Source organism: Fructilactobacillus sp. X3R5C2, assembly GCF_059901175.1.
Map to the genome: position 1 here is coordinate 1 of NZ_JBWXVC010000001.1, position 14906 is coordinate 14906.

Here is a 14906-nt window from a genome sequence, read left to right on the forward strand (position 1 = left end):
CTTATCCCTGACATTCCTGGATACACTCCAGTTGATAAGAACGGGAACAAGTTGGTCCCTGGCACACCATATCCGATTGATCACAATGATTTAGGAAAAGATACCCCAATTCATTATGTGAAGAATGCTGAACCATCAACTCCGGTAGCTCCAAATAAACCAGAGAAACCTTCAGCACAACCGGAACCAACTAAGCCAAGTGCACCAAAGGAAGTTCCGGCCGCACAACCGGAAACTCCGAAGGCAAAGCAGGCCCCACAAACTCCTGCTAAAGCACCGGCTCAACCAGCTAAGCCCAAAGCAAAGCAAGCTCCAGCAGCTAAGCCAGCTAAAAAGTCTGAAAAGAAGACGACGTTACCACAAACTGGTCAAAGTTCTGATAGCTTCTTAAGCCTGATCGGAACCATGCTTCTGTCACTTCTCAGCTTCTTTGGCTTAGGAAAATGGTTTAAAGACCGAAAAGAAACCAAGTAAGTCAGTTTGTGATTTAAAGATTAAGCGAGATTAATAAGTTTAAAGGCTAATATCCATTTTGGGTGTTAGCCTTTTTTATATATTTTTAATAATTAAAAAATTCAGCAATTTATTAAGAAATGAATAAATTGCTGAAAACGTGTCGGCACTAGCATAGTGAGATTTAGGCTTAAAAATTCACAACTGAAATTACCTAACTAATTGACGAGTTTGCTAAACAAGATGATTGAGTTATCGTATTTTTTATGTATAATGAGTCTCCGTAATAATGAATAATAAGTATAGTTTGTGATTTATTATTTTGTAACCGCCAGGGTACTAAGGAGTGTTTATTTATGTTTAGGGATTCAAAGAAACGTTTTAAGATGTATAAGTCTGGGAAACGTTGGATGGTTGCTGCCCTTGTCACCACTTTTACAATCGGTGGAATGACGCTTGGGGCAAGTGCTGACACCACTTCAACGCAGGCCAATGCAGGAGCCGTTCCGTCTGAACAAAAAGCAGACCAGACGAGTACGGCGACGCAACCGGGTACTACGTCATCTAGTCAAAATGATGCGAACCCAAGTAGTTCAGACCAAGCTGTCAGTGCAACAGATGGTCAGACAAAGGATAACCAGAGTCAAACAGCTGATTCGCAAAAGCAGGCGGATCAAGCAACTCAACCAGCGACTGATTCACAAACTCAGACGCAAAATGACCAGTCGAAACAGGATGATAGTAAACAAGAATCACAATCATCCACGAATAATTCTAATCAAGCACCTCAGGACCAGAAAACTGAGCAATCATCACAAGATAGTAAAACTGATCAATCGAAGACTGACCAGTCCAGTGATGTAAAGAAGCAGACTGAGAACCAACCAAGTGATACTTCTGATAATCAAAATCAGACCCAGGATTCATCAAACCAAAATGATGCAACAGCTAAATCCGATTCACAAACTGATCAGACAAAAACTGATAATCAGAAGGATCAAGGAACTGATACCCAAGCCAAACCAGATGATACTAAGCAGGCTAAAAATGATGACGCCAAAAGGGCCAATCAGCCTAATCCTGATGTTGTAAGAAGTAATCAACAAATGAATGCTGATACCACTAGTGACAGTAGTACGTTACCAAAAGGTATCAACATCACAAGTGACGCATCTCCGGACAATACTAACTTTAACCAGTTTGGGAGTATGTCAGTTCGAACCGACATTAATATTACCGATGCTGACGCTACCATCAATGCTGGTGACAGAATCGTCTTTAACATTGCCAACAGTACTGATCCGGGTAGTGATGTCATGATGAAAAAGGTTATTGATTGGAATAAAATTACAATGACTGGTGGATCGGAATATGGTCACTTAGAATTTGATCCTAACACGGGTCAAGCTTATTACATTTTCGATAAGAATATTGCTTTTACAACGGGTTCGTTCTCGTTTACTTTGAACATTCCGTTTCAAGCTGACCCAACTGTTCCACTAGTTGGAGTTAACTTTTCAACTGAGTTTCAGCAGGGTAATTCCACTTATTTGATAAACAAATTTTACTATGGATACGTTGCTTCTAATAATAATCAACCATCACCTGACCGTGTTCAGGCACCCAACTTGGGAGCAGGAATAGGTGGAGTTGGATTTGCTGGTGTTGGTCCAAATTATGATGGACCTACTGCTAATAATCCGATTTCAGTTCCTACTTATGGTGATGCAATCTATGATCCAGCCAAGGGTGATCAACCTAGCTTTACTAATATCCTTTATCCCAATCAAGATCCAGACCCTAATCTAAATAACCTAACTGGCAGAACCTGGACCGTTGACATTCAGGGTGACGGGGCTTCGTTTGATTTAAACGGACTTCGGTTTGGAATTCCTAAGGCAGGAACTCCTTATACACCTGGATGGGCCGGACAGTATGCTGGTCAGTGGATTACGTTAGATCAGTTAAGACAGGTTTTGCCTGGCGTTCAGGTTCAAGTTGACCAAATTGATGCGAACCATGCTAGATTATCGATTACTTTCCCAGATGGGGTAACCATTCAATACTTACAGTTTACTGGTAATTTTATTGCTCCAAATACTGGTGGCAGATATTCCGTTAACTTTGGTTATCATGATGATCAGGGAACTTCGAGAAATAATAGTATTCCCATGGGTTTTGTTTACCAAACTAATGACCAACAAGGTTTCTTCCCATCCATCACGGCCAGTGATAAGTCATTAAATGCTGACACCTTCAACATTGATAATTTGGACAGTTACCTGTTAGATGGTGTAAGTTCAAGTGATGTTCAAGACGGAACCAGCGATAAAGTTGAAATCTCCGATGATGCCGCTTTAAGAGAAGCCATTGCTAACAAGCAGGCTGGTGTCTATAACGTGACTTATAAGACAACCAATTCGAAAGGATTGACGAGTTATAAGACGGTGAGTGTCACAGTCGTTCTTAGTCAAGAAGTTACAGACTCAACCACTGGAACATTTACCATTCATTACGTTGATCAAAATGGTAATACCCTCCAACCAGATAAGGTCATCACCGCGCACTTCACCCGGACTGGTCAAAGAGATCCATTGACAAATAAGGTTATTAGCTGGGATAAGTGGACAAGTACCGATAACACTTATGACATTCCATCACCAAGTGTTCCTAACAGAACTCCTAGTCAGGATTCAGTCAGTGGAACCATCAATCCTGACGAAAATGGTTCAACAAAAGTGGTTTACACTGATAATACTGAAGATTTAAAGGATGAAGCCACTGGGCAAGTAACCATTAACTATGTTGATCAAAATGGCAATCAGGTTGCCCCATCGAATACAGTTACTGCCCACTTTACTCGGACTGGAACTAAGAATTTGGTAACTGGTAAAGTTACTTGGAACGATTGGACAAGTACTGACAACACTTACGACGTGACATCGCCAAATGTTCCTAACAGAACTCCTAGTCAGAAATCAGTTATCGGAACGATTAACCCAAATGATAACAGTGAAATAAATATTACTTATGCTGACGACACTACGGAAGTAAGTGAGCAAGCTACTGGTCAAACAACCATCAATTACATTGACAAAACTGGTGGTAATCAAGTGGCACCATCAAAGGTTATTACTGGTCATTTCACCCGGACTGGGACTAAGAATTTAGTAACGAATGATGTTACTTGGAATGATTGGACGAGTGATGATGCTCATTACAATGTTGATTCACCTAAGGTTTACAACATGGTACCCGATAAATATCAAGTTATTGGAAACGTTGTTCGTGGGGAAAATAATACAATTAATGTTTACTACACCCATGACACGGCTTCAGTAACTGGTAATGCAATTGGTCAAAGAACCATTCACTATGTTGATCAAAATGGTAACCAAGTGGCACCTTCAAAGACTATTTCCGTTAAATTCACTCGAAATGGGACGAAGGACTTTGCAACGGGTGAACTTACCTGGGGACCATGGATGAGCGATGGAAGTGATACTTACAACGTTGCCTCACCAGAAATTGCTAACATGACTCCTGATAAGGACTCAGTTAGCGGAACTATTACTCCAAATGAGTATGATTCAGTAAATGTTGTTTACACGCATAATACCCAAGCAGTAACAGATCAGACAACTGGTCAAGTTACCATTCACTATGTGGACCAAGATGGCAATCAAGTAGCACCATCAAAGACGATTACGGCTCACTTCACTCGAACTGGAACCAAAGATTTGGTAACTGGCAATGTTAAATGGAACGATTGGACGAGTGATGACAACACTTATAATGTTAAGTCACCAAGTGTTGCTAACATGACGCCTGCTCAAAGTTCAGTTAGTGGGACCATTGCTGCTGGTGATGATACTTCAAGAGAAGTTATCTATTCTAAGGAACAGACAGGTGAAACTAGCCCAACGCTAAATCATCCAGAGGACCACAATGGTGGAAACCCAACGGAACCAGAGAATCCAACTAATGGAAACAATGGTGAAAGTGGGAACAACGTTGAACCAAACACACCAAACAACAATGGTGGAAATGGTACAATGACACCAAATGATCACAATGGCAATGCGGTTCCTGAAAGTAATGGAAGTTCAAATAAGAACAACTTGAATTCTTCAGAAACAACCGCCCCAGAATCCTCTACTTCAGAAAATAATACCTATGTTAAGTCACAAAAACATGGGACTAATGAAGCTAAGGAAAATGCAACCAACACTAATAAAAAGGGTGAGTTGCCACAAACTGGTCAAGAAGATAACGGTGTCCTAAGTGCCATTGGAATTATGTTACTTTCAATTCTTGGTATCTTTGGATTAGGAAAATGGTTTAAAGATAAAAAAGAAACCAAATAAGCTTTAAATTAAATTGAATGGTCGACATCTATGAAATGGATGTTGGCCATTTTTTTATGGCTAATTTATGAAAAGTTATTTAACAAAAGCCGAGTTTAATCAAACTTTTAAAATTAATTTGGTGCGGGAATAAAAAAATTTTTGCAAATATTTTTGTGAATTTTACTCACACAAAATCGGTCAAAAAAAGAATTGACAGTAGACAAATTGTGAACGATTGGATAAGACTCGTGTTATTTTAATCAATTAATTAAATAAGAAACGTTTTTTGGCAAGATTAGCTATAATTACCGGCAAATCAATGATAAATTGACTAATCATTCATAAGAGGAAATTTAAATATCGGAAATTCGATAAAAATTACGGGTTGCTAGATTTCGCACGCTATTTTTACGTAGTAATTATTATTTTATAAACCCTCTCTGCTAGTACGTTTTACAAACATTGTGAAACATATTAAAAGGTTGATTGCTGACATCATCGTGTTTACAATGTCAATTGTGAATATATAAACAGCAGTTTTACTATATATTCTGATAATTCACAAGATGTATTTTAGAACGAGAGGGGAAACCTTATGCAGAACAATACCAAGAAACATTACAAGATGTATAAAGCCGGAAAGCGGTGGATGGTCGCAGCCATTGTTACCGTCGCTACCGTCGGAGGATTGACGGTTGGCGCAAGCGCTGATACTAACGGTCAATCTAATAATAATAATCACAATATACAAATTATTCAAAAGACAGCGTCCAGTCAACCAGTAAAGGGTGACCTAGTCACGACGTCTGCTCAATCGCAACCAGAAAATCAAAGTAAGTCGAATCCAGCCGTAACTCAAACGCAGGATAATGCGGCTCAAGCTAATACTAATCAGACCACTGGGACACCTCCAATGGTCAGTGCTCAACCAGGACAAACTGATTCATCTAAACCGACGACTAACACTGCGCAGGTGGACCAATCGTCAGCAAAGAATGGAAACGGGCAAACCGAAAAAGCAGCTCAAACAAATTCACAACCGACTGACAACCAAGCCGCTACTAGTCAGAACGATGCGCAAAGCAAAAATCAATCGAGTCAACCAGAGCCAAATAATGGCCAACAAAACACAACCGACCAAAAAACTGCCCCAGCACCCGCTAATCAAGCTAGTCAAAAAACTGATAATCAAGGTGCCAATTTTAATAAACAAGTAGTTGCTCCAGAAAAGCAAGCACCGAAAACCACCAATAATGCTCAGACTAACCAACCAGCGGTAATTAATCAGCAAGCAAAACAGGTTAGAGACAACATTCAAGCTGACCATATAATTTCTAATTCGATTGCGGTTAAAGTCGGTGATCCTGTTCCTGATGATCCAAGTTCATATGGAATTGTTGCAACTGATGATCAGGGTAATCCTCTAAAAGTTACGTCTATTGATATTTCAGGAGTTAATAATCAGGTGCCTGGACGTTACTACGTCCCATTTACTCTTTCTGATGGCACGACTTCTCAAACATTTGTAGATATTGTTAGTTTTACAGCCAAGAATATTTCCATTTTTACAGGTAATCCGACTAATATCGATTTAGGAGATCCTGATAGTTATGATGCTCAAATGACGAATGGCACTATTCCATTTGCAGTTTATGGAGTTAATTATAATAGTGTTAACCTTAATAAACCTGGAAAATATGCAGTTGTAATCTACGGTCCTCTTGACACTTTATCAGGTCCAACCTTGATTGCTTATGTCACCGTTGTTCCCATTCCCGCTGACGCGATTACCGGTCACGATATCAGCATTCGAATTGGGCAAGCCGTTCCAGACGACGCTAAATCCTATGGTGCGACCGCTCTGAACCCAGATGGTAGTCCAGCAACAATTACTGGGATTGACACTTCCAAAGTCAATAACACTAAAGCGGGAGATTATCCGGTTGTTATCAGTGCGTCAAACGGTTTAACCAAGACGGTCTACGTTCACGTACTCTTTAACCACACGAGTTTAAGTGCGCATAACCTGACTATCTACACTGGCGACCAGGTTCCAACTGACCCAGCTGCGTATGACGCTAAGGCAACCGATTATGATGGTAATCCGGCTAAAATCACTAAGATTGATGTGTCGAAGGTAAATAATCAGGTCCCTGGAGTATATCCAGTTTGGATTCACGCTGACAATGGTGAGACACTAGGTGTCACCGTCACGGTCGTTAAGAGTCGGATTAGCATTGCCGCTCACGGAACCAGCATCAGAATTGGCAGACAGGTTCCAACGTGGCCAAGTGCATATGGTGCTAAAGCAACCTACAAAAACGGTAAGCCCGCTAAGATTACCAAGATTGACGTTTCAAAGGTTAATAACCAAATCCCTGGTGATTATCCGGTCACCATCACTTCAGATAATGGCGAAAGTATCACCGTGACCGTCACTGTCTTGAAGAATCACACGCGTTTAAGTGCTAACAACATCAAGATTTACGTTGGTCAAAAAGTTCCAACCGACCCGGCAGCTTACGATGCTCAAGCAACTGATTACAACGGCAATCCAGCCCAGATCACAAACATTGACGTATCCAAAGTAAACAATGAGGTTCCTGGTGTTTATCCGGTAACGATTACCGCAAACAATGGTGAAAAACTGGGTGTCACGGTTACAGTGCTCCCTGACGAAGCAACGTTAGTGGGACACGGATTAACTATTTACGTTGGTGATCAGGTCCCAACTGACCCGCAAGCTTATGGTGCCAGTTCCACTAACACGGACGGTACAGAAGCAAGTATCACTAGCGTCGACACTTCCAAGGTTAATAATAAGGTGCCGGGTCAATATCCAGTCACCATTATTTCATCAAATGGCAAGAAATTAGTAGTAACGGTGACCGTCTTAGCGGATAAGACGAGTCTTGAAGGTCACGGAATTACCATTCACGTTGGTGATCTAGTTCCTACCAATGCCGCTGCCTACGGTGCTAGAGCAACTAACGCTGATGGTACGGAAGCAACGATCACAAGCATTGACACCTCGAAAGTTAATAACCAAGTTCCTGGTCAATACAAAGTTATCATTACCGCTTCAAACGGGGACACATTGGTAGTAACGGTCACGGTTTTGGCTAAGAATGCACCAACCCCGAACCACCCAAGCAACAATGGTGGTAACGGCACTAACCCGATTACACCAAGTCATAACGGTGGAAACGGTAATGGTGGCAGTTCGGTAACTCCAAACCAACCAAGTGGCAATTCTGTCATGCCAGGTCAACCAACTAACAATGGTGGATCTGCGGTAGTTCCAAATAATGGCAGTCAGACCGGTACACCAGAAGCTTCAACGAAGCAGAACGGTAGTCAAGTAGTCGAACCGCAAAGTACGCAAGCCATTCACCAGGCTTTCAATTCTTCAGAAAAGAATGCTAAGCAGAATTCCAAGAACTTGCCACAAACTGGTGAGAACGACTCGTTAATTCTCGAGTTAATCGGTCTTGGCTTTATTGCTTCAGCAATGGCTTTGGCACTTCATGATTTGAAGCATCGGGTCAAATAACTTGATATCATGGTTAAATACGAGAAGTTTGAAAAATTTGTTTAATTAAGTTAAATTAGTTCAAAAAAATAGCCTTCAGGAAATTTCCTGAAGGCTATTTTCATTGGTCCCACTTCGTCGCTAATGAGTGGCCCACGGTCACGATTGGTTGATAGCTCAGCACTTGATTGGTCTTGGTGTTGTACAGCACGTCACCCAGCTTGTCGACGTTATCACCGCCGTTTTGGTTGTACTTGGTTGCGTACGTGACGATGACGCGAATCTTTTTAATCGTTTCGGGACTGTTGGGATTGTCGTACATCTGTAGCCCGACCATTTTACTCTTGATGCCCATACTTTTGACCTTGTCTTTAGTCTGCTTGTTTCCCTGTTTACCAAAGACCTTTTGGTTGCTGGCGTAATTTGGTCCAATGAGTCCAGCTTCCCTTAGGACTTGAGGACGTGCCAGAAATTGATCGTCGTTGTTGTAGGTATAGAAAATCTGGAAGAATTCGTTTAGGTTCTTGTAGGTCGTGTCAGCCATGTGTTGGTTTTGCAGAATACTGCCGGCCTTTTGATTTTCGGTGTTTAAAAGACGATTCTTATAACGCTTGTTTAGGGAGTTAAACCGTTGGTTGTACGTCTTCTGCTCGGCAGAAAGAGTGGCCTGATTAGTTTTAACCTGGGTGTTAATGGTGTCATTATGAATCATCAGGGTGAAGATGGCGAGGAGCAAGACGACAATGATTACGAACATGATTGCTAGAACACTGACGTTTTTATTGAGGTGAAATTTGTTGTTTTTAGCCATTGATTTCTTGACCTCCTAACGCCACGAACGTGCTGGTCCATGAAGTCCCAACGAGGGTTGTCTTTCGTTTCTTAACGTTGTAGTTAACGACGTAATTCAAGACGTTTGGCTTCTTATTCTTCCTTGAGGCAAAGGTAATGGTGATCATCGAGTTGTAGGATTGAGACTGGCTGTCGTAACGAGCGTTGTTGACGGAGACGTCCTCAATCTTTTGGTTTAGGTATTTTTGGTTGTGCCCCTTGGTGCTTAAAATGGTCTTAGTAAGGGTGGGATCGAAACGATCCTTTTTAAACTGCTTACTAACGGCTTGACGCTGTTTGCTTGATTTGGCCATGTATGCCATCTTCATGGCCTTTTGGTAGACCTGGTCGTTATTTTTCTGAATGGATGTGATGTCGACTCCGGTCTGGTGCTGCTTTTGAACTTTTTGCGTGGTCTTTTTGGCGTTTAACGTATTGGTTTCCTGCCGGGTTGTCCTAATCTTAGTCATAAGTTGTTGGTTTTTAGCCTTGGCGTGATGAGTTGAGACTAACAGACATCCTATCAGGATCACTAAGACGAAGATGATGCAGGATGCGACCGTCACGCAAACTAGGTTGACGTCATGTTTGGACTTGTTCATAAAATACCCTCGAATTCTGGAAAATGTAGTTACGTTAATTATAGCGGCTTTCCGTGAGAAGTGTAAATCAAATTTCCGTTAAGTTTCATTGGTTCTAAAGTTGTGATAAATTGTTAAGCAAAATATTTTCCCTGAAATTTCATTCCATGTAAAATTATAGGTAAGGAAGTGATAAGAAATGGCTAAAGTAGCTGTACTTGTAACTAATGACGTTGAAGATGTTGAATTGACTTCACCAGTCGAAGCATTGAAAAAAGCTGGTCACGATATTACGATCATCGATAAGAAGGCTGGCGAAGAGATCATTGGTAAACACGGACACAAGACCAAGGTTGACGCTGGAATTGCCGATGTTATGCCGGAAAGTTTTGATGCTTTGCTAGTTCCCGGTGGTTTTTCACCAGATCAACTGCGGGGTGACCCACGGTTTGTTAAATTTGTGAGAAGTTTCTTGTTAGCTGACAAGCCAACGTTTGCGATCTGCCATGGTCCCCAATTGTTCATGCAAACGGGACTGGTTAAGGGTCGCACGATGACCGCTTATAAAACCGTTCAGACTGACATTTACTACGCTGGTGCCATTGTAAAAGATGAACCGGTAGTAAAGGATCATCACTTGATTACGAGTCGAACTCCGGATGATTTGGATCAGTTCAACGCTGCCATTGTCGAAGACTTAATTTAAACTAGCAATAGTAAAAATGCTTTACGTATTTAATTACGTAAAGCATTTTTTTAATTATGAGTGATAAACGATTTGGCCGTTAACAAAGGTCATGAGGTTCTGCGCGTCGACTTGCTTGCCAATAAACGGCGAATTAATTCCCTTTGATTTCATGTTTTTGGTTGTAATTTGATGCGGCGCATTGAGATTCCAGACTGAGAAATTGGCGTGATTACCAACCTTGATTTGGTTTTCTTTTGAGAGATTGAAGGAGGCGGTTGGCTTGCTACTCATCCATTCCATCAATTGACTGAGAGTGACTCGCCCAGTTTCAACCAGTCTGGTGTACAGCAGTGGAAAGGCCGTTTCGATGCCGGTAATCCCGAAAGCTGAATCGTTAAAGGAATGCCCTTTGTCAGAGACAGTGTGGGGAGCGTGGTCGGTCGCAATCATGTCAATGGTGCCATCCAATAGTCCATCTAGTAACGCTTGCCGGTCTTTTTTGGTTCTCAGTGGCGGATTCATCTTGTACATGGGGTCGTCACTGGTAATCATGGAATCGTCTAATAGCAGGTGATGGGGAGAGACCTCGGCGGTGACGTTGACGTCATCCGCTTTAGCTCGTCGAATCAGTTCCACACTGCGCGCTGTTGAGACGTGACAGACGTGGTAATGAATGCCACTAGCGCGTGCTAGTTCGAGGTCGCGAGCTAGTTGGCTGGTTTCCGTCACTTCAGGAACGCCCTTTAGGCCAAGTTTTTGAGCTGCTAATCCTTCATTAATGACGCCGCCGTTCATTAACGAGCGGTCTTCGACGTGGGCAGCCAGAGGCAATCCAGTTTGAGCGATCTTTTTCATGGCCTTGTACATGGTCTGGGCGCTCTGAATCCCAATCCCATCGTTACTGAAGGCCACGGCTCCAGCCTGTTTCATCTCGGCAAAGTTTACGAGTTGGTCACCACGTTCGTTGTAAGTGACGGGGGCGAACTGTTTCACGTTGACAACGCCCTGTTGCAGGTTATGTTCAATCATTGATTTTAGTTTATCAGGAGTATTGGGGACGGGCATGACGTTTGGCATGGCACAAACGGTCGTGTAACCACCGTGAGCGGACGCTTCACTACCGGTTTTTACGGTTTCCTTTTCCGTTTGACCGGGGTCTCTGAAGTGAACGTGCACGTCCACCAAACCGGGCAGTACCACCTTATTCATGGCGTCAATGACCCTGTCGGTTTGCGTTGGCTCAATTTGAGGTTTAATTTGTTTAATAACACCATCATCTAACAGTAAATCACACCGTTTGAGCGCTTGATTTTGAAAAAGTTGCCCGTTTTGAATTAAAATTTTCATCGTTCGTCAATTCCCTCAATATCTGCTTTATTCACAATGCCCTTATTAACGAGGACGTCGGTCAAAATGGCCATGCGCATGTACATCCCATTCGTCATCTGTTTAAAGATTCGGGACTTGTCGGCTTCGACGAGGTCGGAATCAATCTCAATTCCCCGGTTGACGGGAGCGGGGTGCATGATGATGGCGTTATCCTTCATCGTTTGGTAGCGCTCCTTAGTTAAGCCAAATTGTTCGTGGTAACTGGTGGCGTCAAAGTTCGCCAGTTCTTTTCCGAGGCGTTCCTTTTGCACCCTGAGTAACATCACGATGTCGGATTTGTGGGCCAGTTCGTCAACGGTTAAATGCTTACCGTACTCCTCAAATTGCGGGTCGTACCACTGGTCGGGACCCGCAAACGACACGTGCGCTCCGAGTTTAGTTAAAAGTTCCATGTTGGAACGGGCCACTCTGGAGTGGTTTAAATCGCCAATGATGCCGACGTTTAAATCCTTGAAGGTGCCAAATTCCTGGTAGATGGTCATCATATCAAGCAGTGATTGCGACGGGTGTTGACCGCTTCCGTCACCACCGTTAACGACGCTGATTTTCAGGTTGTCGTCCAGTAGTTGTCGGTAGTACTCGTTTTCGGGATGCCGAATCACCGCGATGTCAACGCCAATCGCCTGAAGCGTTTTGATGGTGTCGGAGAGGGTCTCACCCTTGGTGACTGAACTAGTGTTGGCGTTAAACTGAAGGACCTGGATTCCGAGTCTGCGTTCCGCCATCTCAAAGCTGGTGTGCGTTCTGGTACTGTTCTCAAAGAAGAGGTTCATTGCGTAGGTGGGGCGGTTTAGGTGCACCGACTTGCCCTCTTTGAAGAGTTGCGCCAATTTAATCTTATGTAAAACTTGTTTCTCGTCCATGTCAGAGACCGTCACTAAGTCATGCTTGTATGAATATGCCATTTGATCCTCCTAGATTTTCACTTGGTTGAATTGCATAAATAAAGGGCCTACTACAAATTAACGTAGCACGCCCATTTTTTGACATAACCAGTTAACTTTTCAATCTCTCTGGATTGAATTAAAGTAGTCTCGATTTATTTGATAAATACTCTAACTAAATTGACGTAGAAAGTCAATTATTTTTTAGGCAGGTTTTCTAAGTTGACAATTGAGGGTGGGGGTCGTTATGATAATGACAATCAATCTTTAATTGGTTCAGAGAATCCAAAAGATTATTCATCCTAATTAAACTAATCGCGGTCGCAACTATGACAAATGGGAACTTCTCTGAATGCCCACAAGTAGTTGTGACTTTTTATATACCAAAGGAGTTATTTACAATGGATCACATTTCAATTGCAACACAGATCGGTAACGAAACGTTTGCCCATCCCTTTTTAAATGCCGCTGGAGTCTTTGACGAAACCGCCGAAGAGATGAATCAAATCCTGAAATCCGAAGCTGGTGGCGTGACGACCAAGAGTGCCACGTTAGAGCCACGTAAAGGAAATCCCAAGCCGCGCTACGCTGAAACAGAATTTGGCAGTATCAATTCCATGGGACTGCCAAACAAGGGACTGGCATACTATCTTGATTACATTGAACAGAATCAGATTGATAAGCCAATCGATTTATCAATCTCGGGAACCTCCCTTGGTGACAACATCACGGCTCTAAGAAAAATTCAAGACAGTAGCTTTACTGGTCTCTGTGAGCTTAACTTGTCGTGTCCAAATGTGATTGGCAAGCCTCAGATTGGTTACGATTTTGCGGCCGTTCACGCGGCCATGGAAGCCATTTTTAGTTTTTACACCAAGCCACTGGGCCTCAAGTTACCACCGTATTTTGACCTACAACAATACGACGCCATAAGTAAGATTTTGAACCAGTATCCCTTGACCTACATCAACACCATTAACAGTGTTGGTAACGGCTTAATTGTGGACGCTGACACCGAATCAGCAGTCATTTCCCCCAAGGGTGGTTTTGGCGGAATCGGTGGTTCATACGTCAAGCCCGTGGCGTTAGCTAATGTACGAGCTTTCAGAAAGCGTTTGAAGTCAGAAATCAAGATTATCGGAACTGGTGGCGTTCGTACTGGAAAGGATGCCTTTGAGTTAATCCTGTGTGGTGCTGATGTGGTTGAGGTCGGAACGGCCCTTTTAAAGGAAGGCCATGAAATCTTTTCACGTTTGGATTCTGAACTGACAGATATCATGCTTCACAAGGGCTACCATCAGTTGTCTGATTTTCGGGGGAAGCTTAAGGAGCGGCAGGATTAGTTTGGTTCTAGAATGATTTTAAATACTGTTATTAACGAAAAGGGTGACCACACGATCGAATCGCGTGATCACCTTTTTAATTTGAACCTTAAACTGCGTTTGAAATTTCACCAATTGGACCGGGAATTAACAGTACTAACGCCATGCAGACGAGTAGTACGATTACAAGTACAACAGCGATGGCAATAATAATCTTAGTTGACTTGGACATAAATCTCCTCCTAATCATTTTTGATTAGATCAGTCAAAAAGATGAGCTCCCATGAATTGAAACACACAATCTCGATCTTTTTGAGTTTGATCTTGTGTTCCTCATTTAAAATGGGGTCAAACGGATCGTCAACGGCTCGTGAAATCAGTGAGAAATTGGACGGTTCTCGATTTTTCATGTAGCCGATGCGGTCTTTTTTCTGGTTCTTCTTGTTAATTGTGACGACTTCAAAATTCACTTCACTCCGTGACAGATAATCAAGGACCTCCTGAAGTGGATTCTTAAAAGGAAGGTCTTCAATTGTTTTAATTTGTGGTGTATCCTTAAGCCCATATTCGGTCGCAAGGGTCCGATACTCGATCATCTGTTTTAAGTACGGAGTTCCCGTGTTAAAAACCGGAACTTCTTTCGTCAGATCGATTAATTCGTAGTTATCAAGACGACCTTCGAGGTCAATGGTCCTCATCAGCGCATACTTGTCGTTATGTTTTAAAATGTAACCAACGTCGAATTTATTTTTCCGTTCATTTTCAAAGTATTCCACCATCGTGGTGGGATTGAGTTCATCAATATCAATGTCTTCCATTTTATTAACCTCCTGGGCTCAATTTCATCATACCCAAACGCTCACGATAGTACAAACAT

Annotated in this window: 11 protein-coding genes; 5 read left to right on the plus strand and 6 right to left on the minus strand. The window is 42.4% G+C overall.

Features of this window, described 5'->3' with window-relative positions; all coding sequences use genetic code 11:
• The 3 genes from AC6UD4_RS00005 to AC6UD4_RS00015 form a co-directional block, all read left to right on the plus strand.
• Window positions 1-474, plus strand: a 474-nt coding sequence (locus AC6UD4_RS00005; RefSeq protein WP_500693247.1) for an LPXTG cell wall anchor domain-containing protein, incomplete at its 5' end; no start/stop codon positions are given.
• Window positions 475-809: 335 nt separating this feature from the next.
• Entirely contained in the window at window positions 810-4820 is a 4011-nt protein-coding gene (locus AC6UD4_RS00010; RefSeq protein ID WP_500693248.1) for a mucin-binding protein, read from the plus strand.
• A 577-nt stretch (window positions 4821-5397) separates the two neighbouring features.
• Window positions 5398-8355: a KxYKxGKxW signal peptide domain-containing protein gene (locus AC6UD4_RS00015; protein ID WP_500693249.1), complete on the plus strand. Its 2958-nt coding sequence runs from the start codon at window positions 5398-5400 to the stop codon at window positions 8353-8355.
• A gap of 100 nt (window positions 8356-8455) precedes the next feature.
• Here the strand turns inward: AC6UD4_RS00015 and AC6UD4_RS00020 are convergent, their stop codons facing one another.
• Both AC6UD4_RS00020 and AC6UD4_RS00025 read right to left on the minus strand, forming a co-directional pair.
• Window positions 8456-9145: a hypothetical protein gene (locus AC6UD4_RS00020; protein ID WP_500693250.1), complete on the minus strand. Its 690-nt coding sequence runs from the start codon at window positions 9143-9145 to the stop codon at window positions 8456-8458.
• Entirely contained in the window at window positions 9138-9767 is a 630-nt protein-coding gene (locus tag AC6UD4_RS00025; RefSeq protein ID WP_500693251.1) for a hypothetical protein, read from the minus strand. Before AC6UD4_RS00025 ends, AC6UD4_RS00020 begins: the two co-directional genes overlap by 8 nt.
• A 178-nt stretch (window positions 9768-9945) precedes the next feature.
• On the opposite strand from AC6UD4_RS00025, the gene AC6UD4_RS00030 reads away from it, so the two are divergent.
• Window positions 9946-10452, plus strand: a complete 507-nt coding sequence (locus tag AC6UD4_RS00030; protein WP_500693252.1) for a type 1 glutamine amidotransferase domain-containing protein — start codon at window positions 9946-9948, stop codon at window positions 10450-10452.
• A gap of 54 nt (window positions 10453-10506) precedes the next feature.
• On the opposite strand, the gene pyrC is transcribed toward AC6UD4_RS00030, so the two are convergent.
• Both pyrC and AC6UD4_RS00040 read right to left on the minus strand, forming a co-directional pair.
• On the minus strand, window positions 10507-11781 hold the full coding sequence (gene pyrC, locus AC6UD4_RS00035) for a dihydroorotase (RefSeq protein ID WP_500693253.1): 1275 nt from the start codon (window positions 11779-11781) through the stop codon (window positions 10507-10509).
• Entirely contained in the window at window positions 11778-12728 is a 951-nt protein-coding gene (locus AC6UD4_RS00040; protein WP_500693254.1) for an aspartate carbamoyltransferase catalytic subunit, read from the minus strand. Before AC6UD4_RS00040 ends, pyrC begins: the two co-directional genes overlap by 4 nt.
• Before the next feature lie 380 nt (window positions 12729-13108).
• Between AC6UD4_RS00040 and AC6UD4_RS00045 the strand changes: the two genes are divergently transcribed.
• On the plus strand, window positions 13109-14050 hold the full coding sequence (locus AC6UD4_RS00045; protein ID WP_500693255.1) for a dihydroorotate oxidase: 942 nt from the start codon (window positions 13109-13111) through the stop codon (window positions 14048-14050).
• 88 nt (window positions 14051-14138) lie between these two features.
• Here the strand turns inward: AC6UD4_RS00045 and AC6UD4_RS00050 are convergent, their stop codons facing one another.
• Both AC6UD4_RS00050 and AC6UD4_RS00055 read right to left on the minus strand, forming a co-directional pair.
• The gene (locus AC6UD4_RS00050) at window positions 14139-14261 is read right to left on the minus strand and encodes a hypothetical protein (protein WP_500693256.1); all 123 of its coding nucleotides are present in this window, start codon (window positions 14259-14261) and stop codon (window positions 14139-14141) included.
• 10 nt (window positions 14262-14271) lie between these two features.
• Complete coding sequence (locus AC6UD4_RS00055; protein WP_500693257.1) at window positions 14272-14847, minus strand: hypothetical protein; 576 nt, start codon at window positions 14845-14847, stop codon at window positions 14272-14274.
• Window positions 14848-14906 lie beyond the last annotated feature (59 nt).